This is a genomic window from Mageeibacillus indolicus UPII9-5 (assembly GCF_000025225.2).
Lineage (GTDB): Bacteria > Bacillota > Clostridia > Saccharofermentanales > Fastidiosipilaceae > Mageeibacillus > Mageeibacillus indolicus.
In genome coordinates, this window is record NC_013895.2 from 304,327 (window position 1) to 330,867 (window position 26,541).

Annotated in this window: 20 protein-coding genes, 1 pseudogene and 1 riboswitch; of the genes and pseudogenes, 20 read left to right on the top strand and 1 reads right to left on the bottom strand. The window is 46.8% G+C overall.

All coding sequences use genetic code 11. The features are described from left to right. The first annotated feature begins 4 nt into the window (after positions 1 to 4). The 6 genes from HMPREF0868_RS01420 to HMPREF0868_RS01445 all read left to right on the top strand — a co-directional run bounded on the left by HMPREF0868_RS01420 (position 5) and on the right by HMPREF0868_RS01445 (position 8,834). Complete coding sequence (locus HMPREF0868_RS01420) at positions 5 to 1,189, top strand: V0D/AC39 family V-type ATPase subunit (protein WP_012992928.1); 1,185 nt, start codon at positions 5 to 7, stop codon at positions 1,187 to 1,189. Continuing rightward, entirely contained in the window at positions 1,182 to 1,523 is a 342-nt protein-coding gene (locus HMPREF0868_RS01425) for a V-type ATP synthase subunit F (RefSeq protein ID WP_012992929.1), read from the top strand. Before HMPREF0868_RS01420 ends, HMPREF0868_RS01425 begins: the two co-directional genes overlap by 8 nt. Positions 1,524 to 1,556: 33 nt before the next feature. Beyond that, positions 1,557 to 3,338, top strand: coding sequence for a V-type ATP synthase subunit A (locus HMPREF0868_RS01430; RefSeq protein WP_012992930.1), 1,782 nt, complete (start codon positions 1,557 to 1,559; stop codon positions 3,336 to 3,338). A 10-nt stretch (positions 3,339 to 3,348) separates the two neighbouring features. After that, complete coding sequence (locus HMPREF0868_RS01435) at positions 3,349 to 4,740, top strand: V-type ATP synthase subunit B (RefSeq protein WP_012992931.1); 1,392 nt, start codon at positions 3,349 to 3,351, stop codon at positions 4,738 to 4,740. Positions 4,741 to 4,753: 13 nt separating this feature from the next. Then, complete coding sequence (locus tag HMPREF0868_RS01440) at positions 4,754 to 5,458, top strand: V-type ATP synthase subunit D (RefSeq protein ID WP_012992932.1); 705 nt, start codon at positions 4,754 to 4,756, stop codon at positions 5,456 to 5,458. Positions 5,459 to 5,711: 253 nt separating this feature from the next. After that, positions 5,712 to 8,834, top strand: a complete 3,123-nt coding sequence (locus HMPREF0868_RS01445) for an isopeptide-forming domain-containing fimbrial protein (protein WP_012992933.1) — start codon at positions 5,712 to 5,714, stop codon at positions 8,832 to 8,834. On the opposite strand, the gene HMPREF0868_RS07775 is transcribed toward HMPREF0868_RS01445, so the two are convergent. Further along, positions 8,835 to 12,158 carry a DEAD/DEAH box helicase gene (locus HMPREF0868_RS07775; protein ID WP_012992934.1) on the bottom strand — a complete coding sequence of 1,108 codons (3,324 nt, stop codon included), beginning with the start codon at positions 12,156 to 12,158 and terminating at the stop codon, positions 8,835 to 8,837. Between HMPREF0868_RS07775 and HMPREF0868_RS08525 the strand changes: the two genes are divergently transcribed. The 14 genes and pseudogenes from HMPREF0868_RS08525 to HMPREF0868_RS01520 all read left to right on the top strand — a co-directional run bounded on the left by HMPREF0868_RS08525 (position 12,124) and on the right by HMPREF0868_RS01520 (position 26,515). Then, complete coding sequence (locus HMPREF0868_RS08525) at positions 12,124 to 12,780, top strand: hypothetical protein (RefSeq protein ID WP_198300178.1); 657 nt, start codon at positions 12,124 to 12,126, stop codon at positions 12,778 to 12,780. The two genes, HMPREF0868_RS07775 and HMPREF0868_RS08525, sit on opposite strands and share 35 nt — an antisense overlap. A 671-nt stretch (positions 12,781 to 13,451) precedes the next feature. Then, complete coding sequence (locus HMPREF0868_RS01460) at positions 13,452 to 13,838, top strand: hypothetical protein (protein WP_012992938.1); 387 nt, start codon at positions 13,452 to 13,454, stop codon at positions 13,836 to 13,838. A 98-nt stretch (positions 13,839 to 13,936) separates the two neighbouring features. Continuing rightward, a riboswitch (Lysine riboswitch) is annotated at positions 13,937 to 14,104 on the top strand. Between the two features lie 78 nt (positions 14,105 to 14,182). After that, the gene (locus HMPREF0868_RS01465; protein ID WP_012992939.1) at positions 14,183 to 15,058 is read left to right on the top strand and encodes a transporter substrate-binding domain-containing protein; all 876 of its coding nucleotides are present in this window, start codon (positions 14,183 to 14,185) and stop codon (positions 15,056 to 15,058) included. A 116-nt stretch (positions 15,059 to 15,174) separates the two neighbouring features. Continuing rightward, positions 15,175 to 15,843, top strand: a pseudogene (locus HMPREF0868_RS01470) (amino acid ABC transporter permease); the annotation flags it as partial. Positions 15,844 to 16,176: 333 nt separating this feature from the next. Further along, entirely contained in the window at positions 16,177 to 16,917 is a 741-nt protein-coding gene (locus HMPREF0868_RS01475) for an amino acid ABC transporter ATP-binding protein (RefSeq protein ID WP_276324398.1), read from the top strand. A 113-nt stretch (positions 16,918 to 17,030) separates the two neighbouring features. Then, positions 17,031 to 17,237, top strand: coding sequence for a DUF1858 domain-containing protein (locus HMPREF0868_RS01480; protein ID WP_012992941.1), 207 nt, complete (start codon positions 17,031 to 17,033; stop codon positions 17,235 to 17,237). Between the two features lie 3 nt (positions 17,238 to 17,240). Further along, complete coding sequence (locus tag HMPREF0868_RS01485) at positions 17,241 to 17,924, top strand: GntR family transcriptional regulator (protein ID WP_012992942.1); 684 nt, start codon at positions 17,241 to 17,243, stop codon at positions 17,922 to 17,924. A gap of 139 nt (positions 17,925 to 18,063) precedes the next feature. Beyond that, a complete protein-coding gene (locus tag HMPREF0868_RS01490; RefSeq protein ID WP_012992943.1) occupies positions 18,064 to 19,440 on the top strand; it encodes an NAD(P)/FAD-dependent oxidoreductase in 1,377 nt (458 codons plus the stop codon). Positions 19,441 to 19,480: 40 nt separating this feature from the next. Next, entirely contained in the window at positions 19,481 to 20,044 is a 564-nt protein-coding gene (thiW, locus tag HMPREF0868_RS01495) for an energy coupling factor transporter S component ThiW (RefSeq protein WP_012992944.1), read from the top strand. Then, a complete protein-coding gene (thiM, locus tag HMPREF0868_RS01500) occupies positions 20,019 to 20,912 on the top strand; it encodes a hydroxyethylthiazole kinase (protein ID WP_012992945.1) in 894 nt (297 codons plus the stop codon). The genes thiW and thiM overlap by 26 nt, the downstream gene beginning before the upstream one ends. 28 nt (positions 20,913 to 20,940) lie before the next feature. Continuing rightward, complete coding sequence (thiE, locus tag HMPREF0868_RS01505) at positions 20,941 to 21,576, top strand: thiamine phosphate synthase (RefSeq protein WP_012992946.1); 636 nt, start codon at positions 20,941 to 20,943, stop codon at positions 21,574 to 21,576. Positions 21,577 to 22,359: 783 nt separating this feature from the next. Continuing rightward, positions 22,360 to 22,938: a TetR/AcrR family transcriptional regulator gene (locus HMPREF0868_RS01510; RefSeq protein WP_012992947.1), complete on the top strand. Its 579-nt coding sequence runs from the start codon at positions 22,360 to 22,362 to the stop codon at positions 22,936 to 22,938. A gap of 120 nt (positions 22,939 to 23,058) precedes the next feature. After that, entirely contained in the window at positions 23,059 to 24,819 is a 1,761-nt protein-coding gene (locus HMPREF0868_RS01515; protein WP_012992948.1) for an ABC transporter ATP-binding protein, read from the top strand. Continuing rightward, the gene (locus HMPREF0868_RS01520) at positions 24,797 to 26,515 is read left to right on the top strand and encodes an ABC transporter ATP-binding protein (RefSeq protein WP_012992949.1); all 1,719 of its coding nucleotides are present in this window, start codon (positions 24,797 to 24,799) and stop codon (positions 26,513 to 26,515) included. Before HMPREF0868_RS01515 ends, HMPREF0868_RS01520 begins: the two co-directional genes overlap by 23 nt. Positions 26,516 to 26,541 lie beyond the last annotated feature (26 nt).

The following is a 26,541-nucleotide window of genomic DNA, read 5'->3' on the forward strand; positions in this document are numbered from 1 at the left end:
AATAATGCGCTATTCAGATCAACGCTGGCCGGTGGGTGGCGATGATGTGGCATACGGACAGAGTACCGGAAGGCTGCGCATACTGGAAACTCGGTTGCTGGCGGCGGTGGAACTGGAAACGGCAATCCGCCAAGGCGATAATGCGACGTGGAAACAGCTGCTTGATCGTTTGGACTATCCTGCCGGAGCTGATTTGCTACAGCGAGTAAATAAAGCCGGGGAAGCTGCCGACGCGCTTTTGGTCGAGCTGAGCATGGATAAAGTTTTGAGCTATGGACTTTTACTGTATCAGCCGTACCACAATTTAAAAGTGTTCCTAAAAGCACTTTTACCGTCCGACGGGCAGTCTGTAAAAGCTGCTTGGCATGACGAAAAGAACGACGCGATTCCCGAGCATTTAAAAGAGCTGCTATACTTTAACGCTTCTGAAAATATAGAAACTTGCAGAAAATTAGTGGTCGAAACTTTAGTCCAAACGGATGAGCGTCCGGTTGATCCGGCCGATTATAACAGCTTTTCCGATGAGTTCATCGGCATGGATGAGCTCAGGGCAGATTCTTTTATCCGTACGCATGTACCTGAAATTTTTAAACATGCTGTTCTGGCCGCTGCCAGATCCTATGCCGCCGTATCGGAGGTAGGACAGATAGACGCCGTTTTGGACAAGTTTTATTTTGCCCATCTAGCGGCCTTGGCTAATCGGAGCCGCCAGGCTTTTTTGCGGGTCTATGCCGAACTCAAGGCTGATATAGCCAACATGAATATTTTATACCGTTCGGTCAAGCTTAAATTGGAAGCTACTAAGGTAAGTGAGCTATGGGTGCCGGGTGGACAAATTAAAAACGGGGAGGCTCTGACCAAATTGTTGCGTGAAGACGCAGCTGCTTGGCGGAAGGCCTGGTCTGCCACTCCGGTAAATGAAATAGCGGCTATAGCTTTTGCGGCTTCGCACTCGAATGGCGGCGAGGTTGTCCCTCCGGGAACGTTTGCTAAGGCGGCGGACGACATGGTCATGGATTTGGCGCGGACCGGTTTAAAAGTTGTCTACGGCCCGCAAGTCGTTGCCGGGTATTGGCTGGCGAAACAGGCAGAAATACGAAATCTGCGCTTACTGTTTTCTTTGAGAGCACAGGGCAAAGATCGCGAAGCTTTACTTGGACTGATGCGGGAGGTGTATATCCATGGATAAGAATGTGCGCAAGATTGCCGTGGTCGGTGATCCGGCAACTGTCCTTGGTTTCCGCGGCTTAGGTTTTGAGACGTGGCCGGCCAATCCCGGTGAAGAGGTGCTTACCGTCCTGAAAAAGCTAGTGGAGAATGATGAATACGGGATTATATACATAACCAACCATTTGGCTGAAGATGCAGCACCGTATTTAGCTGAAATCAGTCGCAGAACTTTGCCGGCCGTTATTCCGATTTCAATGGGGCCGCCGGCCGCCGCTTTGGGGCAGTTGGCACTGAATGACGCGGTACGTCGGGCGGTAGGTTTCGATATTTTAGCCAATAAAGAGGAACAATAAGCTGAGCATGGCTCAGATGAATAGGAGTTAAAGATGAAACAGGTCAGTCAGGGAACTATTTTAAAAGTATCCGGCCCCCTTGTAGTGGCTTCCGGGATGCGAGATGTACAAATGTTTGATGTTGTGCGGGTTTCCTCGAATCACCTTATCGGTGAGGTAATTGAAATTCATGGCGACAAAGCCTCAATTCAAGTGTATGAGGAAACGGCCGGTTTAGGGCCGGGGGAGCCGGTTGTATCAGCCGGTGAGCCACTGTCTATGGAACTGGGGCCGGGCTTGATCGGTAACATGTTTGATGGTATCGGCCGTCCTTTAGAGCGGATGCGCAAATTGAGTGGCGACAACATTCAACGGGGAGTGCAGATCCCGAGCTTAGATCGAGAAAAAGTTTGGCATTTTGCGGCCGTAGCTAAGGTCGGTGACCAAGTCTCAGCCGGCGATATTTTGGGTGAAGTACAGGAAACTAGCCTGATTAAGCATAAAATTATGGTTCCGCCTTTCCATAAGGGCGAGATAATTAAAATATCTGACGGCGATTTTAAGGTCGATGATGTCGTAGCAGTGCTGAAAACTGCTGAAGGGAAAGAAGAAAACGTAACTCTTTATCATACTTGGCCGGTCAGACGAGGGCGGCCGTACAAAGCCAAAATCGCCCCGGAACGCCCATTGATCACCGGGCAACGTGTGGTTGACACTTTCTTCCCTCTGGCCAAAGGTGGTACGGCTGCAGTCCCTGGCCCTTTCGGCAGCGGCAAAACGGTTATTCAGCATCAGCTGGCTAAGTGGGCGGAAGCGGATGTCGTTGTTTATATAGGTTGTGGCGAACGAGGCAATGAGATGACGGATGTTTTGATGGAATTCCCGGAATTGATTGATCCGAAAACCGGCAAGTCACTCATGGAGCGCACGATTTTGATTGCCAATACGTCCGATATGCCGGTCGCAGCCCGTGAAGCTTCGATATACACAGGTATAACGATTGCTGAGTATTTCCGCGATATGGGTTATTCGGTATCCATCATGGCCGATTCCACTTCTAGATGGGCTGAAGCTCTACGTGAGATGTCCGGCCGTTTGGAAGAAATGCCGGGTGAAGAAGGCTATCCGGCTTACCTAGGTTCACGCTTGGCACAGTTCTATGAACGTGCCGGAGAAGTGAGCTGCCTTTGCTCGGAAGGCGAGGAGCGGCGTGGCGTTTTGACTGCCATAGGAGCGGTTTCCCCGCCGGGTGGAGATATGTCCGATCCGGTCGTGCAATCCACCTTACGAATTGTCAAGGTTTTCTGGCAGCTTGATTCGGCTTTGGCTTACAAACGACATTTCCCGGCTATCAACTGGCTGAATTCTTATTCGCTTTATGCCGATACGATAGATGAATGGATGAACGGTAATGTAGATCCGGCTTGGGCCAAAAAGCGCGCGGCAGCGATAAAACTGTTGCAGGAAGAAGCCGAGTTGGAGGAAATTGTTAAGCTGGTCGGTTTGGATGCGTTGTCAGCGGGCGACCGTGTGAAACTAGAAGCTTCAAGGTCATTGCGCGAAGATTTCTTGCACCAAAACAGCTTTGATGAAATAGATACATATTCCTCCTTGAATAAGCAAAAATATATGTTGTCGATTATCATGGAATATTATGAGCAGGCCACCCGCGCTGTCGCGGAAGGCGCGAAGATCCATGAAGTAACCGGGCTTAAGGTTATGGAAGGAATCGGCCGTCTGAAATATGTTCGTGAAGATGAAGTAGAAACCACTTATCAAAAATTGGCGTATGAACTGACGGCTGAACTGGACGAAGTGCGCAATCAAAACGTGTAAGAGGTGTGAGATGGCAAAAGAATATCAAACAATAGAAGAAGTAGCTGGTCCGTTGATGTTGGTGCGGAAGGTACAAGATGTAAAATACTATGAAATGGGTGAAATCGAACTGCCGAACGGTGAGTTGCGTCGGTGCCGGGTGCTTGAGATAAACGGCGAAAATGCTTTGGTGCAACTGTTTGAGAATTCGGTAGGAATTAACATTCAGGACAGTAAGGTGCGTTTTTTGGGGCACGGCTTGGAACTGCCGGTTTCGGAAGATATGCTGGGCCGGGTTTTTGACGGAATGGGGCATCCGGCCGACGGCGGACCGGAGCTTATTCCGGAAGCTCGCATGGATGTTAACGGTTTGCCGCTGAACCCGACGGCGCGTGACTACCCGGATGAGTTTATTCAAACCGGGGTTTCGGCGATTGATGGGCTGAACACATTGGTGCGTGGTCAGAAGTTACCTATTTTTTCCGCTTCCGGTCTGCCGCATTCGCAGCTGGGCGCACAGATTGCGAGACAGGCGAAAGTTATTGGTGACAAAGAGCAAAAGTTTGCCGTTGTCTTTGCGGCCATGGGTATTACTTTTGAAGAGGCCGACTACTTTATTAAGGACTTTCAGCGTACCGGAGCGATTGATCGTACGGTATTATTCATTAACTTGGCTGACCAACCGGCGATTGAACGCATAGCGACGCCGCGTATGGCACTTACTTGTGCTGAATATCTGGCCTTTAAGAAGGATATGCATGTATTGGTAATTATGACCGACATCACCTACTATGCCGAGGCTTTGCGTGAGGTTTCCGCAGCTCGTAAGGAGGTCCCCGGACGCCGCGGCTATCCCGGTTATCTGTACACCGACTTGGCGACAATGTATGAACGGGCCGGGCGAGTAAAAGGCAAAAAAGGATCAATAACGATGGTGCCGATTTTAACCATGCCGGATGAGGACAAAACTCACCCAATTCCTGATTTGACCGGTTATATTACTGAAGGCCAGATTATTTTGAGCCGAGAACTGTACAAAAAAGGGTTGCGGCCGCCGGTGGATGTTTTGCCATCTCTGTCTCGTCTAAAAGATAAAGGTATCGGTGAGGGCAAGACGCGAGAAGACCATGCGGGGACGATGAATCAGTTATTTGCAGCATATTCACGCGGCAAAGATGCACGTGAGCTGGCGGTTATCCTGGGTGAATCTTCGTTGTCGGAAATGGATCGTCTGTATGCGCGTTTCGCGACTGAATTTGAAGAAAAATATGTTTCACAAGGCTTTGATACTAATCGCAGCATCGAGGAAACGCTAGATTTAGGATGGAAGTTGTTGGGAATCTTACCGCGATCAGAGTTGAAACGGATTAAAGAAAGTATTCTAGATAAATACTATGTTCCGGCTGACCCGATGAAACATTAATTGGAGGTGTGCTATGGCAAAAGCAGCGGTAAGTCCGAATCGGATGGAGCTGATGCGATTAAAAAAGGAGCTGAATACAGCGCGTCGCGGCCATAAGATGCTCAAAGACAAGCGGGACGAATTGATGCGTCAGTTCATGGATATTATTCGTGACAATCAGCGGTTGCGTAAAGAAGTGGATGTTCGTTTGAACAAAGCCTCGGAAGGCATGGCTTTAGCAGCAGCGGTAATGTCGCCAGAAACCTTGCAGGAAGCTTTGTTGCTTAGTCAGGAAAAGCGTACGGTTGATGTAGGTGAGAAAGCAATCATGGGGGTGCATGTTCCTCAGTTTGAACTTTCAGATCAGCAAATAACCAATACCGGTTTGGCCTATGGTTTAGCACAAACAACTGAAGATTTGGATCAGACGGTGGATGAGTTGGTAGCTGCTGTTCCGGATTTGTTGGAATTGGCGCAAGTCGAAAAAACGGTGCAAATGTTGGCCAGCGAAATTGAAAAGACGCGGCGGCGAGTAAATTCTTTGGAATATGTTATGATTCCTGCTTTGGAGCGGCAAATTCATTCGATAATCATGAAAATGGAAGAAAATGAGCGCGGCAATTTGACACGTTTGATGAAGGTTAAGGATATGATTATCCAGCGAGAGATTTTAGCTAGGCGGGAAGCTGACGCTCAGGTGGCTTCGGAGTGCTCAGGAGGATCTGCATCGACGAATTGAATTGCGCAGATAAAGCGCGACAGATCTTTTAGACGATAGACATAACAACTCTATCGTCTTTTTTTATTTTAAAAATTGAAGATATTAACTTTAGCTTCTGATTTTTTATCTAGATTGATGTATAGCTCTTGGGGCTCAAAACCTACAATAAATTGATGCGGTCTTTAGCCGCCATATTTAATGCATTTTAAAAATTTCATGCTATAATTACTAAATGGACAAATTATATACATTTAACGCAGCATTCAGAAGAATGGCTAAACATCAAAATCATCTTAACGATCCCAAAAAGAAACATTTATTCCATCGGATAATTGCGTCTTTAATTATCGCCGTGTTTTGCTTACCCTTGCTCCCGGTGGAAATTGCTCAAGCCGATGAAACGGCAGGAGCGCGATCAGGTGCAGTGGGCAAGGCCGATAAGACGGGTTTGGCAGGCCCGGCTGGACTTGTATTTGACGGCACCTTTTTCCTGAATAATAAGACCGAAACAGTTACTTTTAACTGGACTAAGCTCGATGCTAATGGCGAGGAAGACGAAGATGTATCTTTTACTTCCGAACTGACGCCTGACGATTACCAAGTTCAGGCGTCTTATCCGTTAGGCTATAGAAAAGTACACTATACGAGTACGGATGATGATAAACTTTACGCGCACGGTGATAAGTTTAAAGTTTACTTGACGAACAGATATGACCGCAAAATAACTCCGGAGACAGTCTCTACGGTGCAACTTGGGGCGGACGGAAAATTGCACTTGAAATTTATCTTGGGTCAGAATAACATAGCTGAAATTGAAAAAACGCTTGAACTGCAGCTGCCGTCAGGGATTGATGCAGCGAATTTGCCGTCGCTTTTAAGCACAACCTTTAAGCTTGATGGAAAATCGGTTAAGCTAACCGCCAGACGTAAAGGCAATGGGACGGCTTATGTTGCGAAAATAAGTTGCACGGTGGACAAAACCGGCCAACTTGTTGTACCGACGATTGAACCGGATTTGAGTGAAATCGGTAGGGCTTTGATGCAAGTAAACTTGGGGAGGCAAAAAGTCGCCTTGATGCTTAAATCCATACGGCAGGAAGGCGATAAAATCATATACCAGATAGAAAAAGTTCTTTTGGGAGAGCGGCATTTTACGCTGCGATTTGAAACTCCCTTTCACATTATTCCCGATACACAAAGCGGTGAAACGCATAAATTTGAGTTTGCGGTAGCGGGAAGGGACGTGCGGCAAAAAGTTTCGTTTCCAAGTAAAGTAGGGCCGCTGGAAATCCAGGTAACGTTGCAAGATGTGCCACTCGAAGGAGAAATTACGGTAAAGCAGTTACCGGAACACATGCAGCTTTTTTACGGTATCAATGCACAGAGTTATGATGCGAGGTCGCAGACGCTGACACTTAAGCTTGGTCGTAATTTTGCCGTAGGCTTTATGGGTATTCCGAATGGTAAAAGCTATTCAGACATATTTAACGCATATCAATCTATAAAAAAGCATATAGGGCTTATTTTGTATGATGAACAAGGCAAATTTGTCCAAAAAAGCGAAGAAATACCGGTTTTTGCTGGATCCATTCGTATGTCCGGATTTAGGGGATTGTTGCCGGGCAATTACTATATTTTGATCGATAGGTCTACTTTGCCGGAATATTATAAAGATTATGTCACGAATAAGAAGTATAAGCTGAAAGTTGAGCATGATGGGGAAGTTAAGCTGAAGACTTATCAGGTGAAAGCGGATGGCACCGGTGAATATAATATGGCACATCAATTAGGTGCACCATTATTTTACAATGATCCGTCGGGAAAAATTATAGATGGGATTAAGCAAGCGTATTTTCAATTTATTAATAAAGCCTCAAGTCCGGCGAAAGTAATTTTAGACGGCACCAATGTGGCCAAGGAGAAAGAAACTCGCGAAGGCGAGATTGTTCGCTATCAAATTGCTATTCCGCTGCACCCGGATCATAATTTTGTGATCAAAGGCGATGGAAACTTGCTCAAGCTTAACATTGGTACATGGGATGATGTGTCCTTTACCGATAAATTAGATGAACGGCTGGAATATGTTCCTAACAGTTTAAAAGTAACTGTTGACGATCGGCCAACTGCCGATTATTCGGCAGAGTATGCAGCAGATGAGCACAGCATCAAAGTGCAGGATAGGAGCAAGGCTCAAATAGCAAAGTTAGTCGACTTTAATACTAAAATTAATTTGGGTACTAATGAGTCCAAATTGAAGGTGACTTTTGAGGCCAAGGTCAAGTGGAATAATAATTTTGCGCCATTAATTAATCGGGTCGGCAACTCGGAAACGACTCTGTTTCCACCGTTGGAGTTGAAAGTGAACAAAAGTTGGCAGGGTGGCACGGCTTTGCTGAAAAACTATGATCAGGCAACAGTTTTGAGTTGGTTTGAAGTTATTGCTCAACGCAATAAGCAAACCGTGGCAACCTACCGTGCGGATACTTTGCTGAAACCTAATTCATTTGCATTTGAAGCGCAACCTGGGGGCGGTTTTTCTTTTGTGCTACATAATTTGCCTAGATTTACTGCAGAAGATTTGAAAAAACCGCTTGGGGAGCGGGTGAATCTTACTTACACAATCCGCGAAAATTTGCCGGCGGAGTTGCAGGATTTCCATGCTTTAAACATCGTAAATGCGGCGAAACCGGCGGAAATAACGCTTAAGAATGTGTATACGGTCCCGGGGCGCAGCTTAAAATTGACTAAAAAATGGGATGAGCGGGTGAGGGCCGTGTCGGAAAAGTATGTCCCGATTTTTACGTTGACACAAACGGCGGCGGATGGGCGGAAACGAGAATTTACTTTTTCAAAACAGCAATTACGCTTGATGGAAGGCGCACAGCCCTATACTTATCGGCGGTTTAAAGTGGAGAATAATGTTTTAACGGAGATCACGGTGGCGCCGAATGTCGAATATGACAGGGATGAATTCAAATTGAGCGATTTGCCGCAGACGGATGCGGCTGGGAAAGCATATCGTTACAGTGTTGCCGAAACCGGGGTTCAGCTGAACGGAGTTGATGTCAAGGCTCAATTTGCGGCGGAGATCAAGTCAAATGATGGCAAGATATCTGCTGGAGGGAATGACACCGATAATGGTGATGCTGTCGTGATATATAACAAGTATTTGCCGCCGGTGCCGTCCGAGTCGCAGCCGCCGGTGCCGTCCGAGTCGCAGCCGCCGGTGCCGTCCGAGTCGCAGCCGCCAATGCCGTCCGAACCGCCTACGGAGCCGCAACCGAAGACCGGTGAGCATATTCCGAGGGGAATGATCGGCTTGATGCTGCTAGGCTTGGCGTTGTCCGCCGGAGTTATAATTAACTGCTCGCGTCGTTTAGATGATCGTGGTTGATCAGACTTCAAATAAAGCCAACAATTCTTCCGGCTTAAGATGACTCAGAGTGTGATCGCCCGAAATTACGACTTGATCGATCAGATTCTGTTTGCGCTCCTGCAGATTGCGTATTTTTTCCTCAATTGTCCCTTTGGCGATTAAACGATACACTTGCACGCGGCGCTGCTGCCCCAAACGATGGCTGCGGTCAGTGGCTTGTTGCTCAACTGCCGGATTCCACCATGGATCCATCAAAATTACGGTGTCAGCACCGGTCAAATTCAGCCCTGTTCCACCAGCCTTGAGGGATATCAAGAATACCTCGCCTTCACCGGCATTGAACTTGTTCACCAAATCAGTGCGTTCTTTAGGCGAAACGCCGCCATCAATATACATATATGTAATTGCCAACCGCTCAAGTAAAGGTTTGATGATCGCCAATAAGGCGGTGAACTGCGAGAAAATTAAAATACGGTGTCCGCCGGCCAAAGCAGTCGTCAAAATTTCCTCCAGCAATTCGAGTTTACCGGAACTGCCATGATAGTTTTCCAAAAAGAGTGCCGGATGACAAGCAATTTGCCGCAGACGCGTCAGAAGCGACAAAATCTCCATGGTGTGCTTGGTAGAAATGCGCTCCCCGTTTTGCCAGTCCGGACCGGTGATTGATTGAAGTTGCCGGCGCGCTTCAGCCAAATAAGTCTGATAAATTTTGCTTTGCTCGGGTAGCAATGGAGAAGACAAAATCGTTTCCACTTTCGGCGGTAACTCAGTCAATACCTCACTTTTTAGGCGGCGCAAAATGAAAGGGCGAATCAAGCAACGCAGCGAAAATAAGGCATCGCGTCCTTTTTCTCCGGCCGCGGCCTCGAATTTTCGCTGAAAATCAGTGTGATTGTAGAGAAAACCGGGCATAAGGAAGTCAAAAACCGACCATAGTTCAGACAAGTTATTTTCGATCGGGGTACCGGTGAGGGCAAAACGCTCTGCGGCGTGCAGCTGTTTGACTGCCTGAGAAGTGTGAGTGCGATAGTTTTTTATCGCCTGAGCTTCATCAAGAAAAACACAGGAAAATTTGCGCGTTTTCAGTTCGTCGATATCCTGCCTTACTTGTGGATAACTCAAGATTAGGACATCAACATCAGTCATGTTTCGATATTCTTGATCGCGTTTTTCTTTTATTCCTCGAATGACCCGACTTTTCAGGTGTGGGGCGAAGCGATTGATTTCATCCAACCAATTGTAGAGCAGAGAGGTCGGTGAAATAATTAAGGCTGGCGGTAAGTCTTTTTGCTGCAGACGTTGTTGGCTGATGTAAGCCAAGGTCTGCAAAGTCTTGCCCAAGCCCATGTCGTCGGCCAGAATGCCGCTCAGTCCGTAATTATTCAATTCTTTAAACCAGCCTACCCCGGCGCGTTGATACTGGCGAATGGTGGTTTCGATTTCGGAATTGAAAGTAAGCTCCACCGATTCCGGCGGATTGATCAGTGCCTGACGCAGCTTGGCCAGTGAATCATCCTGCCGCCAGTTTCCATTTTCCTCCAACAAGTAAAGTAACGGCAGAGCGCGGAAAGTCGGCAAGGTTATACCTTCATCACCGAACGTTCCACCCCATTCTTCCATGTAACTTAGCGGTTGCAATGAATCGGCCACCGCTTGGTTCCAGCAGATAACTTCGCCGTTTTTCAGTTTGACGAAATAGCGGTTTTGGTGATAGGCCTTGAGGATAGCCTTCCATTCCGCGGGGGTGAAACTGTTATTGTAGATAGATATATCTAATTGGTTTTTTTCCTTATCAATGCTGACTTCACCTTGTAAATCTGGCAAATTGCGCAGTTTTAATGGCTGAAGACTTTTTTCGGCGTAAAACACGGCTCCGTCTTTTTGCCAGTTGCTCACGGTAGAGGTGAGGAAAAGTTCGGCCGCAGCATTGAACGGTAGTGTAAATACGGTCGCCGGCAAAAGTGCTGAACTTACGAGATTGCTAGGTTTTTCTGCTCTGAATCCGGCCTGTTTTAAGCGATGCAGCCATTTTAATTCTTCTTTAATCAACCTCGGACCGGGTATGGCAGAATTTTCCGGTGAACTCAACTCGGCAATCAAGGTTTGGCTATCCAGTGGCTTGGGATCATAATAAAAATCTTTATTATAGTTTATCCGTAATCTCGCTTCCAATTTGTCTGCGGTAATGCTTAACCAGATGTTGGGTTTAACAGTTAGTTCGGCAACTTTAGGGACGAACTCCGGGGGTAGGGCGGATTTAATCTCTTCACGCAATGGATAAAGGATGTAAGTTGCCAAATTTTTGGCCTGCCCGGTAGTTAACCTCACCCCGTCTAAATTTGCCATGGCCGCTTTGGCCACGGGGGCATTGTATGGCAGATTGAGTAGTTCGCTGTAGGGTGCGCCGGCCGGCGGCAGACGATAAAATTTTTCGCCTTGCCGATACAGAGTTATTCCGTAGGACAATTTTTCAATTGGAGCTGTGGCGCAGGCCGCCAAAGTATAGGCCGGTTCGCTGTTGTTATGTCCGACATCCGCTAAACACAGCGTCCAATCCGGCCAGCCCATGGTTAAATGCCAGGGTGAACGTTCGCCGTTAGGAAAGATGACGGTGATTTTTAGTCCCGGTTCGGCCAGTTTTACGCGAACTAGTTCATTAAAATCGTGCTGTGTCAACGGCCAGTCACTAAAACTGTTGGTCCGTTGTTCAATTGTATATATAGAATCTTCATTTAAATTACCGGACAAATAATCCAAAAAGTTTTCCGCGGCGGCGGGCAAGGAGCGCAAAGCGGTTTGCCAGATGAAGTTTTTGCCGAGCTTGATATCTTCTCCGTCTTGGCGTTTTTCTAGGGACTGCCACCAGTTGGCAAGCATGTATAACTTTTCGTGGCCAATGTAAAGGGCGAGGCGGGGGCCATGTTGAGCTGAATAAGTGCTGATATTCGGCAAAGTCAAGACGAATTCGTAGTTTAATTCGCCGTCATTTTCGGTTGATGATTGAAATTCATGGCGCAAATTGGCTTGCAAAAGTCGGGCAAGCAAGTTGGTTCCCGGCAGGGTGAAAACTGCCAGATCTTTTTGGGGGGCAGTATGGGTAATTCCGCTGCCTGTTTCCGGCGTGGTATGGAACTTGGTTGTGTCCGGTTCTGTGGAAGCTTTGGCCGCAGGAAGGTTAGCGGCGCGGTCACTGGGGTAAAATTGTTGGGCGGTATAATGGGCGGCCGAGCCGGGGTACTTGCTGTCGGTGGCAGGAGTAGCCGGAATTCCCGTAGCAGAAAGTTGCGGTGTTGGCGAGGCGGTATGGTTGATCGTCGCTTCGGTGTTTATGGCGGTTGTCATGGGCTTGCCGGCGGTTTTTTTGCTGTTGTCGCTGGTTTCTGGGCTTAATATGGCTGAAACAGCTGCGCCGGGCGTTGTTTGGGCGGCGTTGCCGGCGACCGTGTTTGTCGTGGTTGCTGCGCCGGGAGTTGCTTGGGCGGCGTTGCCGACGACCGTTTTTGTCGCGGTTGCTGCGCCGGGCGTTGCTTGGGCGGCTTTGCCGGCGGCAGTTTTTGTCGCGGTTGCTGCGCCGGGTGTTGCTTGGGCGACGTTGCCGGCGGCAGTTTTTGTCGCGGTTGCTGCGCCGGGTGTTGCTTGGGCGACGTTGCCGGCGGCTGTTTTTGTCGCGGTTGCTGCGCCGGGCGTTGTTTGGGCGGCGTTGTCGGCGGCCTTGCTTGCCGCGGTTGCTGCGCCGGGCGTTGTTTGGGCGGCGTTGTCGGCGACCTTGCTTGCCGTAATTGCTGTGCCGGGTCTTGCTTGGACGGCGTTGTCGGCGGTCTTGCTTGCCGCGGTTGCTGCGCCGGGAGTTGCTTGGGCGGCGTTGTCGGCGGCTGTGTTTGCCACGGTTGCTGTGCCGGGTGTTTCCGCCTTATTTGTAGCCAACTTTTGCAACTTAAGCGCTGCCGCTGCCGTTTGGGTGTAGTTTTCCAAATCCTGTTTATTTAATTGCATGATCAAGGCAGTTACATGCTGACAAAAGCCCCAATGATTTTTGCTATGCTCACAAGTACATTGAAATTTACTCGGGCGACCGTTACTGCGAAGCAACAAGGAAACGAAATGCTTTTGCGGGGGTGGATAGGCGATGAGCGCGGACAAAATACGCTGCGATGGTAAATAGATGATGTCTTGAATAAAATTATTCTTTATAATATCGCAGGCTTCATTAATAACCTTGCCGTTGGTAGCTAATGTTCGTAGCTCATTGTTCTGAATATTGAATTGCATGTTGGCCTCCGTTTTGCTGTCTTTTTATTATAAATTAAACCCATTGGAAATGAAACGAGGGAGGTCATTTTGCTATTGTTAAGAAAATATTACAAAACCTTTGTGCAACAAGCATAAAAACGGACACATTTTTTGTGCGCAATGCACAAGGTGAGATTTTGCATAGCTGTAGATTTGGGCAAAAGCTGAACTTTCCAAAAAGTGCTCAAAACCCCCTTCACAAACTCAGAAACTGTGCTAAAATGCATTTCAGAAATTGAGAGAGAAAACAAGAAACACCTTGTAGGACAAGGTAAACAAGAGTTGAACTCAAACAATGATTTGAATGTGACTATGAATGAGCTTAGCTCGGAAAAGAGGTACAGTATGAAGAGAGAAATGAAGAAAGTTATGAAGAAAGAAAAGAGAAATTGGCTGGAAAATGCTTTGATGGCCATGCTGGCTTTAGTGTTAGTTGTAATTATGATTCCACAAAACGCATATGCGCTTGAACAAAATGATAAAGCTGGCAACGCAGTGACTAATCAAGTAGCTGTAACTGCCCAAGTAAAATCAGCCCAGGACAAAGTTCCTGACACCTCGGCTGCCGGAAATTCCGTTCTGTTTGCCGGAGCAACCGCTTTCTTATTGATGATGGTAGCTGGTATCGCTCATTGGCAAAGCAAGGACCAATCAACCTTCGTGTTTGAATATCTTGGTAAAGATTTCCGCGGTATTAAGAAGAACAACCTGTTTGAAAACGGCAAGTTTTAAGCCGTAGTGAAGTCGGGCGGTCGTCAAGACCGGCCCGCTTTTTTTTTTGCTCGACATAATTTGACGAAATGTTATAAAGATGTTATCCTAAATGAAATTCAATAGGTAGAGGCGCATTGGTTAAATAGTAAGCGTACATTCGAGGTGGGCGACACCGTACGGCGAAAGGTAACCGATGCCGAAGCAGGAGTCATCGCCGGGGCTTTTGCTGGTTCGTCATCATAATAGGTGCCGAACTGTCACATATGTGGAGAGCTAACCATTGGTTAAATACGAACAGTTAAGCCATGAGCCATTCTACCTATGCTCGTGGTTTTTTTGTGCCTAACGGAGGGGCGTAAATTATGCGAAACGAACGAAATTGGAAGAAAATGTTGGTTGCCGGTGTGCTTACGATCAGTACTTTGCTGACCGGTGGATTGTTGGGCGGTTGTGGCGGCGGGCAAGCTGGCACGGCTGACGGTCTGCGTGAAAAAGGTGAGTTGCGTGTGGCGATGGAATGTGCTTACGCCCCCTATAACTGGACACAAAGCACTGATTCCGACGGAGCAGTGGCGATAGAAGGCAGCAGCGAATTTGCCAACGGTTATGACGTGAAGATAGCCAAAAAAATTGCCGCGGCACTTAACTTAAAGCTGCGTATCGTCAAATCTGATTGGGACAGTCTGATTCCGGCCGTTCAATCTGGTACGGTAGACTGCGTTATTGCCGGTCAATCAATAAAGCCGGAGCGTTTGCAGAATGTGGATTTTACCAAGCCGTATTACTATGCTGATATTGTTACTCTGACGTTGAAAGATAGCAAGTTTGCCAAGGCGACCTCGCCGGCGGATCTGGCCGGAGCCAAAGCCACGAGTCAGCAAAACACGATCTGGTATGATTTGTGCCTGCCGCAAATACCACAAGTACAAAAGTTGGCTGGGCAAAACGATGTTCCGGCCATGCTGGTTGCGTTGATTTCGGGAGCGGCGGATGTAGTTGTTACCGATATTCCGACGGCGAAAGCGGCTTTGCGGGCCTATCCTCAACTGACCATGCTAAAATTTGATCAAGCGAAAAATTATCAGGTCTCCGAATCGGATGTTAATATAGGCATATCTGTACGCAAAGGCAACGCAGTGTTGAAAGAAAAAATTGATCAAATACTGGACGGATTTTCCAGAGATGACATGAATAAGCTGATGGATGAGGCAATTACGCAACAACCTTTAAGCAAATAAAATTTTGCTAAGTGAAAAAAATAATAAGACGTAAACAAGGTCTGCTAAGACGCAGATTTTAACCTATAGCAGATTCTAATCTATAGTAGATTTTAACCTATAAGGGAGGATACCTCGTGAACATTCCGGCAAGTACTGATTTTGGCGGCTGGATAATTTGGATTATTCGCTCGTCTTACCGCTCAATTCTTAACGGTATATTATTAACTTTAGTAGTTTCATTGGTGGCGACTTTCATCGGCTGCTTGATCGGTTTGGCGGTAGGCTTGCTCCAAACATGGCCGGAAAGCAGTCGGGAGGCCTGGTTGAAGCGCGGATTCAAGCGGTTGCTTAAATTTATCCTGAAGGCCTATGTCGAAATTTTCCGCGGCACGCCTATGATGGTTCAGGCAGCATTCATTTATTACGGCGCGGCACTTTTGTTCAATTGGCATATGAACTTGATTTTTGCTGCTATTTTTATTGTATCTATAAATACCGGTGCGTATATGGCCGAGACAGTGCGCGGTGGGGTGATGTCAATTGACCCGGGACAGACGGAGGGGGCCAAGGCTTTGGGCCTCAACCACTATCGTACGATGCGTTCCATCATTTTGCCACAGGCGATCCGCAATATTATGCCGCAAATCGGCAACAATTTGATTATCAATATTAAAGATACCTGCGTTCTCTCGATTATTGGAGTAATGGAACTGTTTTACACGATGAAAAGCATTTCCGGAGCTACTTACGCTTTCTTCCCGACCTTTACGGTGGCGATGGTCATCTATTTTGCTATAACCTTTACTTGCTCGCGTCTGTTGCTTTGCCTAGAGCATCGGCTAGCCGGGGAGGAAAACTACACCCTTGCCCTGAGTGATGCTTTGGTGCCGGGGGAAGGAATGCCGCATTTTAAGGCCAACGCAAAAATCACCAATCGTGACTATGAAGCAAAACAGCACGCGGATACAGCTGTTGAAGTCGGGGATAAGGCGGACACAGCGGTGATCGGTGATACCGATACTGAAGGAACCAGAACTTGTACAGAACGGGCAAAAGCTTTGCACGGGACGCTTGAACCGGCAGTCAAACCGGCATTAGCAACCACGGCCGAAACCTTGGGCAAATCTACGGCTGAGATCGCGCCGGTGATCGAAGTTAGCCATTTAGCCAAATCTTTCGGGAAACATCAAGTTTTGCAAGACGTTTCTTTCAAGGTTTGTCAGGGCGATGTGACTTGCATCATCGGAGCATCCGGTAGCGGCAAGTCAACCTTATTAAGATGCATCAATCTGCTGGAAAATCCCGATAAAGGCGAATTGCATTATTGCGGCAAGGTAGTCGAGTACGGTGGAATGGAAGCGACAGCCTACCGCGGCAAAGTCGGAATGGTATTCCAAAATTTCAATTTGTTTAATAACTTAAATGTGCTTGAAAACTGTGTTCTAGCTCCTTGCCAGGTCCTACGGGAAGACAAGGACACGGTCACGGCACGGGCGAAACGCCTGCTGGAACAAGTCGGCATGGGCGCTTATATTAATGCTAAGCCGCACCAACTTTCCGGCGGCCAAAAACAGAGGGTGGCGATTGCCAGAGCATTAACAATGCAGCCGGAGGTCCTGCTTTTTGATGAGCCAACCAGTGCGCTTGATCCGCAGATGGTGGGGGAAGTTCTGCGAGTTATGCGGCAAGTGGCGGCCGGCGGTATGACCATGTTGGTGGTGACGCATGAAATGAAATTTGCCGCTGAAGTGGCGACCAAAGTGGTTTATATGGCCGACGGCGTTATCGTTGAAGAAGGTACGCCCGAGCAAATTTTTCATGCGCCATCTGATCCGCGTACGGCAAAATTTTTGGCCAATACCCAAAACCTTTGGTAAATTTTTTGCGAATATGACGGATGAACTCGTCAAATTTGTTTGCATTGTTGTATAATACTAACAACTATACATTGCGGAGGTTGCCGGCAATGGGTGCAACCACGGGAGGTTTTATGAAAATTAACAAGAATATGATTATCGCGGATGTTTTGGAGCTTGACCGCGGTACCATCCCCATTTTTATGGAAAGCGGTTTGCACTGCTTAGGCTGCATTATGGCCTCGGGTGAATCCATAGCGGAAGCCAGTATGGTGCATGGTATCGACTGCGATGACTTGGTTGACAAGCTTAATCAATATTTTGCTTCGAAAGAAATGTAAGCGATGCTGATCAAGCCGATTAAACTTGCTCCGGCCAGAGAACAAGTCGCTCAATCTTTGAGGCAGGCGATATTGGCCGGGGAATATCGTCAAGGCGAACTGATTTCTTTGGACAGTGTGGCACATTTGGTCGGGGTTTCGCGTACGCCGGTGCGCGAAGCCTTCCAACTTTTAGCGGCTGAAGGGCTCATCGAATTGCGCCCGAACCGTGGTGCGGTAGTCATCGGTTTGGCACCGGAGGCGGTTGCCGACAGCTTTGATATGCGAATTTTGCTGGAAGGGGAAGCAGTTTATCGCGCATGCATGAACGGCGTAGATACCAAGCTTTTAGAACGTTACTGCGACGAGGGCGACTTGGCCGTCAAGTATAATGAAGTGGCCCGTTTCACCAAGTGTAACATGCTTTTTCATGAAACGATCTGGGAGGCCTCCGGATCGGAAAAGCTGAAGGGATTTTTGCGACAACTTTGGAAAGGCCTGATGGTTGACCAAGCGGTTGACAAAAAAGCCAATATGGCCGAGGCTCAAGAAGAGCACAAAGAATTACTGGCTGTTTTAAAGGAACATGACGCTACCAAAGCCCGTCAAGTCATGCGGCAACATTTGTTGTGCAGCAAGATAAATGCTTTAAACAGTTTGGCTAAGAAAAATAAAAGCGAGGCGCCGAGGCACATCGGCAATGTCTGAGTGCGACGTTGTAAATCACGCGACTACAAAGATTACCTACATTTAATCACTGAAATGATTGAATAATAGAAGGGAATATAATATAATTTTCTTTTGGTTTTGGCGCATAAATATAGCACCATTCCGGAGGGAGAACATTATGGATTATGACGTAATCATTGTCGGCGCTGGCCCGGGGGGAATTTTCTCTGCTTATGAGTTGATAAAACTCCGACCCGAACTTCGTGTGGCTGTTTTTGAAGCCGGTCATCCTTTAGCCAAACGGCATTGTCCCATAGATGGACGAAAAATAAAAACTTGTGTTAATTGTAAAAGTTGTTCGATTATGTCCGGTTTTGGCGGGGCAGGAGCTTTTTCCGATGGCAAATACAACATAACTAACAAGTTTGGCGGTACGCTTTACAAATACATCGGCCGCGAACAGGCCTTGGAGCTTATGCGCTACGTTGATACGATCAACATGGCTTGCGGTGGCGAGGGTACGAAACTTTATTCCACCTCCGGTTCTGAATTTAAAAAAATATGTTTACAAAACAAGCTTAATTTGCTCGATGCTTCGGTCAGACATCTTGGAACAGATATAAATTATATCGTGCTTGCCAATCTTTATGATGATCTGAAGACAAAAATGGATTGGTTTTTTGATGAGCCGGTAGAAAATATTATCGCCGATACCGATGGAAGTTATGAGATACACACCACTAAACGCACGGTCAGCTGTGCAAAATGCATTGTTTCAGTAGGGCGCAGCGGCAGTAAATGGATGGAGAAAGTCTGTCGTGACCTTAATATTAAGACCAATTCCAACCGCGTTGATTTGGGCGTGCGAGTCGAGCTGCCGGCCGTTATTTTTGAACATTTGACTAACGCCCTGTATGAGAGCAAAATTGTCTATCGCACCGAAAAATTCGAGGATGATGTCAGGACTTTTTGTATGAATCCGCATGGGGTGGTAGTCAATGAAAACACGAACGGCATTGTCACGGTCAACGGACACAGCTATGAAGATCCGGCCATGCATACGGAAAACACTAACTTTGCCTTGTTGGTGGCCAAAACATTTTCTGAGCCGTTCAAGGATAGCAACGGTTATGGCGAAAGCATAGCCCGTCTTTCCAACATGTTGGGTGGCGGAGTCATCGTGCAGCGTTTCGGGGATTTGATGCGTGGACGACGCAGCAATGTTAAACGCTTGGAGGAAGGTTTGGTACAACCTACTCTGGCAGCTACGCCGGGGGATTTGAGTCTGGTTTTGCCCAAACGGATTTTGGACGGAATCGTCGAGATGGTTTATGCCCTTGATAAAATAGCTCCCGGTACGGCGAATGACGACACATTGCTGTATGGGGTTGAAGTTAAATTTTACAATATGGAAGTTGTCGTTGATAATAACTTGGAATCAAGTCATCCGGGACTTTATATTATCGGTGACGGCAGCGGTATCACCCATTCGCTTTCCCACGCATCGGCGAGCGGCGTATACGTTGCTAGGCACATTACTGCGGCACAGGTATGAACAGGGATGAGACAAATTAAGTGAACAAAAGGGGATATACATGACAAACAATAGAACCTCCGGTGGCCGGGGCAGGCAGGCTTTGATGAGAACGGTAATGGTGGCTATGTTCGTGGCGATAGGGGTGGTAATTTCACCTATTTTGCGCATTGAAGGCCTGTGCCCAACTGCGCATCTGATGAACATAACGGTGGCCGCATTCATGGGCCCTTGGTATGCATTACTGGTTGCCTGCTTAACTGGCATCATTCGCATGCTAATCATGAACATACCGCCGTTGGCTTTGACCGGTGCCATTTTTGGGGCAATGCTTTCCGGCCTGCTTTATCGAGGCAGTCACGGCAAAATTTTGGCCGGTGTAGTTGGCGAAGTTATAGGGACGGGAATTATAGGAGCCATCATATCTTACCCGGTTATGACCCTACTGTGGGGGCGTAACAATTTGACATGGTTCTTCTATGTTCCATCGTTTTTTCTGGCCACTTTGATGGGTGGCACGGCAGCGTTCGTATTGCTCAAGGCTTTAACTTACAACGGTATGTTGTATAATATTCAAAAAAGTCTGGGAGTGCAGCTGTATGATGCAGCAAGAAAAAATAAGTGAAATACGGCAGGCGGTGGCGGCGCAAACCCCACTGATTCATTGCATTACCAATCCTATAAGTATTAATTTGGCGGCTAATGGGATACTGGCTTTGGGTGCGCGCCCGATTATGGCTGAGCATCCGGCGGAAGTGGCGCAAATTACCGCAATGGCGCAAGCTTTGGCCCTGAATTTGGGCAATATTACTGATGCGCGGATAGAGGCGATGCCGGTGGCAGCTGCGTCAGCCTTGGCCAACAATATTCCGGCCGTACTTGATTTGGTTGGGGTGGGTATTAGCGAAATTCGCCATACCTTGGCCAAACAATTGGTGGCTAGTAGGGCTTTGAAAGTTGTCAAAGGTAATTTGTCAGAAATTTTGGCAATGCTGGGTGAGCAGGCTGCTCCTCAAGGGATAGACGTGGGAAAGGCCGATGTCGCCAAAGCACGTAACCTTGGTTATGTAGCCGAAATAGCCGCGCGTTTGGCGAAAGTAACTGGAGCAGTTGTTTTAGTCACGGGGGCAATCGACGTTATTGCTACGGCGGATAAAGCGTGGTCGGTGGCCAACGGGGTGTCTCAGTTGGCGGCGATAACCGGCACAGGGTGTTTGCTGAATTGTATTGTTGCAACATATATGTCAGTTGCTTCGCCGTTAGAGGCTGCCGTTTTAGGTGCTTTACATTTAGCGGTGGCTGGCGAAATCGCGGCTGCGGCACCTGTGATACCGGCAATACCGGATAGCACTGCAGCTGTTGCGCCCGGCGATAAAGCTGCAAGGCAAAAAATACCGAATGCAAGCTTTCAGATACGACTTTTAGACAGTTTACAAACAGTCGATGCGGGAACTCTGTTTACACGCGCGGCAATCGAAGCGGTTCGAGTTTAGGAGATAAGTTTAGGAGACATATAAGATTATGCGGATAAAGAAAACAAAAGAGCTTTATTTTATAACTGATAATTCATATGGCGATCGCACAAGTTTCATTCACACAATTGAAGAAGTTTTGCGGGCTGGAGTTGGTTTGATTCAGTTGCGAGAAAAAAATACCGAGGGCCGGGAATTACTGGCCTTGGCGCGCCGGGTCAAAAGCCTGTGTGATCAATATAATGTCCCATTGATTATTGACGACCGTTTAGATGTTGCGCTGTTGGCCGGCTGTGGCGTCCATCTGGGGCAGTCCGACTTACCGATTGCAGAAGCCAGACGGGTTTTGCCGCCGGATACTATCATCGGTGCTACTACCAAAACCGTACCGCAGGCATTGGAAGCGGCGGCCGCCGGGGCAGATTATTTGGGCGTTGGTGCGATTTACCAAACGAAAACAAAAGTAAAAACGATATTTACATCCGTGGATACGCTAAAAGAAATTTGCGAGCAAGTAAATATTCCTGTTTTTGCGATCGGTGGCTTGAACGAGACTAACCTGGACATTTTGCGTCCGGCAAGTGCAATACAGGGTATATGCGTGGTTTCGGCTATTATGCAGGCTGCTGATCCTTATGCGAAAACGCTCGCAATAAAACAAGCTCTGAAGGATCTGTTTGACTGATGCGTGATCGAGCTTAAGGCGTATGCATCAGTAAACTTACGCCTAGTGGAGGGATTGCTTTGGTCATTGTAAACAACTTCTAAACTAATGGCGACCGTTTGGCCGCCATTAAGTGAATCAGTCAAAGTGTATATGCTTGACTTTCCACTTTTCTATCCTTCCGTAATTCCCGCACACGCGGGGGTGAATATAAATTCTTTAAATGAATAACGAAAGCGGTTAAAAGTATAATTGCATATCGCTTCCTGTGCTCCCAAAACCTACAATAAATTAACGCGGTCGTTGATATTGAACCATTTGACTTGGTAAAATTTTTAATGTATAACCAATACAAGGAGCCGTACAGGCAGCGCATGCCTTGAATGCGTCACTAGTGGAGACGGCTCTTTTTTGTGCCCATTTTAGCGGTAATTTTTGCCGGTTAGCCTTTTGCGATCATAATTACTAATTCCCCCATACGCGTGAACCGATAAAATGTTTCAGCTTCAAATAAACAGCTATTTTATTTGAAGCTTGTTGATGTATAATTGAACTATATTACGGATTAGCACTTACGCGAAAGGAAGTGTATGATATGTTGATGCTTATTATAATCGTAGTATTGGCAATCATTATATCCCCATTTAGTATCTGTAAAAAATACAGATAAGATAAAAGCCTTGCTGTCGGCAAGGCTTTTATTTTCGTAAAGTTACGTAAGGAAATATTATAGAAACATCTTGACAGTTAGAATAAGGAAACTTATAATCCTCTTATAGACGCAACAGTCGGTAGTGAGGATTTATGGTCAGAAATAAGAGATTATCATCCGAAGAAAGAAAAAAATCCATCAAAGAAGCGGCAGCGCGAGTTTTTGTGGCCAAAGGCTTCGCGCATACAACCATGGAAGATTTGATCCGCGAAAGCGGCTTATCCAAGGGCGGTTTTTACCATTATTACAAAAGTACGACTGATGTGATCTACGACATGATGCTCGACGGCATCGCTTATCGCAAAACCGTGATAAAAAACTCGCTACCTCCAGGCAAGGCGGCGGAAACTGATTTTTTTGCCGAAGAAATTACCAAGAAAGTAAGCGACACCACTATCTTGTCCAGTGTTTACGTCGAATTCCTGTTGGCCAAGAAAAGGAACGTCAAACTGGAGGAAATTTACGGGCAATTGGAGCGTATAGCCATTGATTCATTTGCGACAATAGGTGCTGGCTGGCTTGAACTTAAAATCACGGCAGAACGGGAGAAATTCCTCAGCTTTTTTATCAATTCCATGATTTTGGGAGTGAACATCTTGAACGGGGCTAAAACGGTGAATGAAAATCATGATTTGATCCGTACCATGATTCGAATGATTCTTTTGCCGTAGGATAACGGTCTGGATTTAGAATGGCGGTACTCAGAGCTGCCGGGACCTAGAACTGCCGAAGTCGAAGAGAAAGCATAGAAAACAAAAACATAATAGACGGACAGTAACAGAGGAGGGAATATGAAAGTCTATAAAAAATTATTGGCTTACGTGCCGGCGATGATGCCGTTGGTATATATAGCTATTTTGGGCTCGGTTTTAGCCTGCTTGCTGATTAACTACGGTTACTATTTAATTTACGGTTTCCTTAAAAAGCTGGTGCTCGAAGCGAATACGGCTGCGGCAACGACGTTTGCCGTCAAGATAGCGGCATTTATTCTGGTCGGGAACGTCATATACTTCTTTGCCGTTTTGCAGGCTCACCGTGTTGGATTGCGCTTGGAGACCGTTCTCAAGAAGCGGGGAGCAGAAGGTTTGAGTAAGGCTGGTTTCCGTTTTTTTGACACCCACCCGTCGGGGACGGTTCGTAAAGTCATTGATGACAACACCGCTTTGACACATAAAATTGTGGCACATATGATACCGGACAATACCAAAGCTATGATAACGCCTGTCATTATAATTGCTTTAGGCTTCAGTATCAGTGTGCGCGTGGGAGTGTGCATCTTCATTTTGACGCTGTTGGCGGTCGCAATTTTAATGTCGATGATGCGCGGCAGCGATTTCATGAAAGTTTATCAGGAAGCGTTGGATAAATTATCCGGGGAAACGGTAGAGTACATTCGCGGCATTTCTGTTATTAAAATTTTCGGAGTTTCGGTCAGTTCAATGAGAAAACTTTTTAAGCTGGTGCACGAATACTCGGACTACGCCTACAAATATTCGCAGAAATGCAAAAAGCCGTATGTGATATATCAGTGCATGTTTTTCGGGCTGTTGGCCATATTGACCATTCCGACGGTTTTTTGTCTATCGGCCCTGGGTGATCCCCGCCTTCTTGCGCTGGATTTGGTGATGATCTTATTCTTGGCCGGCCTGATGTTCGCCGCCATGATGCAGGTTATGTACGTAAATATGTATATATTTCAGGGGAATTATGCCGTCGACACCTTGGAAAAATTGTACGCGCAAATGGCCGAAGATGAAATTTCATTCGGGCAAGTCACGACTTTTGCCGACCATTCCATTGAATTTAAAAATGTAACCTTTGCTTATGCTGACAAAAATGTTCTGGAAAATCTTTCGTTTAAACTGGATCAAGGCAAGATTTATGCCTTGGTTGGGGCTTCCGGTTCCGGTAAATCGACTGTCGCTAAACTTATTTGCGCCTACTACAGAATTAAAGATGGCGAAATTTTGATCGGCGGCAAAAGGGCGGAAGAATACACACAGGAAGCTTTAATCAAGGAAATTTCCTTCGTTTTCCAAGACAACAGGCTTTTCAGCGACACTATATATAATAATGTCGCCATGGCGCGAGAAAATGCTACACACGATGAAATCATGCGGGCCATGTCATTGGCAGACCTGGACAGCCTTTTGGCTAGTTTGGAACAGCATGAACAAACCCGCGTCGGCAGCGACGGGATTCGGCTTTCCGGCGGTGAGGCGCAACGGGTGGCGATTGCCAGAGCAATTTTGAAAGATTCACCGATTGTCATTATGGATGAAGCATCGGCCTCGGTAGATCCGGATAATGAACATGAGTTGCAAAAGGCCTTTAAGCATCTGATGCACGGCAAAACGGTGGTGATGATCGCGCATCGTTTGTCGGCTATCAAAGGCGTGGATGAGATTTTACTCGTCGATGACGGCAAGATTGCCGAAAGAGGGTCGCATGACGAATTAATGGCGCACGAAGGGAAATATAAGCGGCTTTACAATATGTATACTGCAGCAAATGAATGGAGGGTCAGTGATGAAACAATTTCTAATGCGTAATTTTGCCCTTACGGATGAAGGCGCAAAAGGGGTTTTTAAAGCCGGGAGGGCAAGTTTCGCTGTTTTTGTCATCAACCTTTGCCCGGCATTTATACTAATGTTTTGGCTGGATCAACTGCTTTTTAATCATGCCAGGTCAACCGGCTTCTATCTTTGTGCTGCAGTTCTGACCTTGGTCGTCATGTTCTTTATTTTGAACCGAGAGTACGACTTGCAATATAACGAAACATATAAAGAGGCGGCCAATTTACGGATAGGTATAGCGAAGAAATTATCCGAATTGGAGATGTCCTACTTCTACACCCATGATTTGTCTGATCTTTCACAGAGTATCATGGCTGATGTGGCGGCAATCGAGCATGCTTGCAGCCATGCGGTGCCAGCTGCCATCGGCTTTGCCTTTTTTATGCCGTTGATGACAATTATGATGTTGCTGGGAAGCTGGAAGATGACCTTGGCGGCCGTAGGTCCGACTTTGCTGTCCTTTTTGCTTATCCTATTGGCCAAAAACACCTCAAAACGCTTATATGACAAGTTCTATGTTCGTCTACGCCGCAATTCGGCGGCATTTCAGGAGCGTATCGAGCTGGCAAAAGAAATAAAGGCTTTCAACATGTCGGAAAAAATCAAGGCTGAGCTTTACTCTCGTTTGGATGATTCAGAGAAAATTCAATGGCAAACAGAATTGGGCAATGGGCTGATAATGTTGTTTTCAGGCATATTTTCTTACTTTTCATTGGCTCTGACCATTCTTGTCGGCGTGTTCCTTTTACAGCGCGGTGAAATTTCGTTGCTGTACCTGCTTGGCTACCTTTTGGCCGCAATAAAAATAAAGGATGTTGTCGATGCGAATATGGAATTTTTCATGGAAATAAATTATGTCGATTCAGCAGTCAAACGGATAAATGAAATTCGGCAAGCGAAGGTGATGCCCGGCCGGGATACACAATTTTCGCGGTTCGACATTGATGTGAAAAATTTGGATTTTTCCTATGATGGACGGAAGAAAGTCTTGGACGGGGTAAGTTTCTCGGCACCGCAAGGCAAGGTGACGGCTCTGGTTGGTGAGTCCGGCTGTGGAAAAACGACGCTGCTGCGCCTTATTTCACGTCTGTATGATTTTGATAAGGGTGAGGTTTTGATCGGTGGGGAAAACATAAAGCAAGTATCGACTGAAAGCCTTTATCGCAATATATCAATCGTTTTTCAGGACGTAAAACTGTTCAATACCACGATTATGGAAAACATCCGCATCGGCCGCCAAACCGCCACGGATGAAGAAGTTAAGGAAGCAGCTCGCCTCGCCAACTGCGACTTCATCAACGAGTTGAAGGACGGATTTGCCACGACCATCGGCGAAAACGGTGAACAACTTTCCGGCGGAGAAAGGCAAAGAATATCCATTGCCAGGGCCTTTTTAAAGGATGCGCCCATTCTGATCCTCGACGAAATCGCTTCAAGTTTGGATGTGGACAACGAGAGAAAGATTCAGTGCTCATTGAATAAATTGATTGCCGACAAGACGGTAATCATTATTTCCCACCGCATGAAGTCCATTGAAAATGCTGATGAGATTGTGGTTTTGCATAACGGACGGGTAGAGCAGATCGGTCGCCATCATGACCTTTTAAAAACATCAGCAAGCTATGCCCGCCTTATCGAAAAAACGAAGGCCGCGGAAGATTTTGTTTACTAAAAATTTGTTTACTGAAAAAATATTTA

Excerpts from the sequence above, each read along its gene's own strand:
- HMPREF0868_RS01420 (WP_012992928.1), top strand. The coding sequence starts at position 5 with ATGCGCTATTCAGATCAACGCTGGCCGGTGGGTGGCGATGATGTGGCA.
- HMPREF0868_RS01425 (WP_012992929.1), top strand. The coding sequence starts at position 1,182 with ATGGATAAGAATGTGCGCAAGATTGCCGTGGTCGGTGATCCGGCAACT.
- HMPREF0868_RS01430 (WP_012992930.1), top strand. The coding sequence starts at position 1,557 with ATGAAACAGGTCAGTCAGGGAACTATTTTAAAAGTATCCGGCCCCCTT.
- HMPREF0868_RS01435 (WP_012992931.1), top strand. The coding sequence starts at position 3,349 with ATGGCAAAAGAATATCAAACAATAGAAGAAGTAGCTGGTCCGTTGATG.
- HMPREF0868_RS01440 (WP_012992932.1), top strand. The coding sequence starts at position 4,754 with ATGGCAAAAGCAGCGGTAAGTCCGAATCGGATGGAGCTGATGCGATTA.
- HMPREF0868_RS01445 (WP_012992933.1), top strand. The coding sequence starts at position 5,712 with ATGGCTAAACATCAAAATCATCTTAACGATCCCAAAAAGAAACATTTA.
- HMPREF0868_RS07775 (WP_012992934.1), bottom strand. The coding sequence starts at position 12,158 with ATGACAACCGCCATAAACACCGAAGCGACGATCAACCATACCGCCTCG.
- HMPREF0868_RS01460 (WP_012992938.1), top strand. The coding sequence starts at position 13,452 with ATGAAGAGAGAAATGAAGAAAGTTATGAAGAAAGAAAAGAGAAATTGG.
- HMPREF0868_RS01465 (WP_012992939.1), top strand. The coding sequence starts at position 14,183 with ATGCGAAACGAACGAAATTGGAAGAAAATGTTGGTTGCCGGTGTGCTT.
- HMPREF0868_RS01480 (WP_012992941.1), top strand. The coding sequence starts at position 17,031 with ATGAAAATTAACAAGAATATGATTATCGCGGATGTTTTGGAGCTTGAC.
- HMPREF0868_RS01485 (WP_012992942.1), top strand. The coding sequence starts at position 17,241 with ATGCTGATCAAGCCGATTAAACTTGCTCCGGCCAGAGAACAAGTCGCT.
- HMPREF0868_RS01490 (WP_012992943.1), top strand. The coding sequence starts at position 18,064 with ATGGATTATGACGTAATCATTGTCGGCGCTGGCCCGGGGGGAATTTTC.
- thiW (WP_012992944.1), top strand. The coding sequence starts at position 19,481 with ATGACAAACAATAGAACCTCCGGTGGCCGGGGCAGGCAGGCTTTGATG.
- thiM (WP_012992945.1), top strand. The coding sequence starts at position 20,019 with ATGATGCAGCAAGAAAAAATAAGTGAAATACGGCAGGCGGTGGCGGCG.
- thiE (WP_012992946.1), top strand. The coding sequence starts at position 20,941 with ATGCGGATAAAGAAAACAAAAGAGCTTTATTTTATAACTGATAATTCA.
- HMPREF0868_RS01510 (WP_012992947.1), top strand. The coding sequence starts at position 22,360 with ATGGTCAGAAATAAGAGATTATCATCCGAAGAAAGAAAAAAATCCATC.
- HMPREF0868_RS01515 (WP_012992948.1), top strand. The coding sequence starts at position 23,059 with ATGAAAGTCTATAAAAAATTATTGGCTTACGTGCCGGCGATGATGCCG.
- HMPREF0868_RS01520 (WP_012992949.1), top strand. The coding sequence starts at position 24,797 with ATGAAACAATTTCTAATGCGTAATTTTGCCCTTACGGATGAAGGCGCA.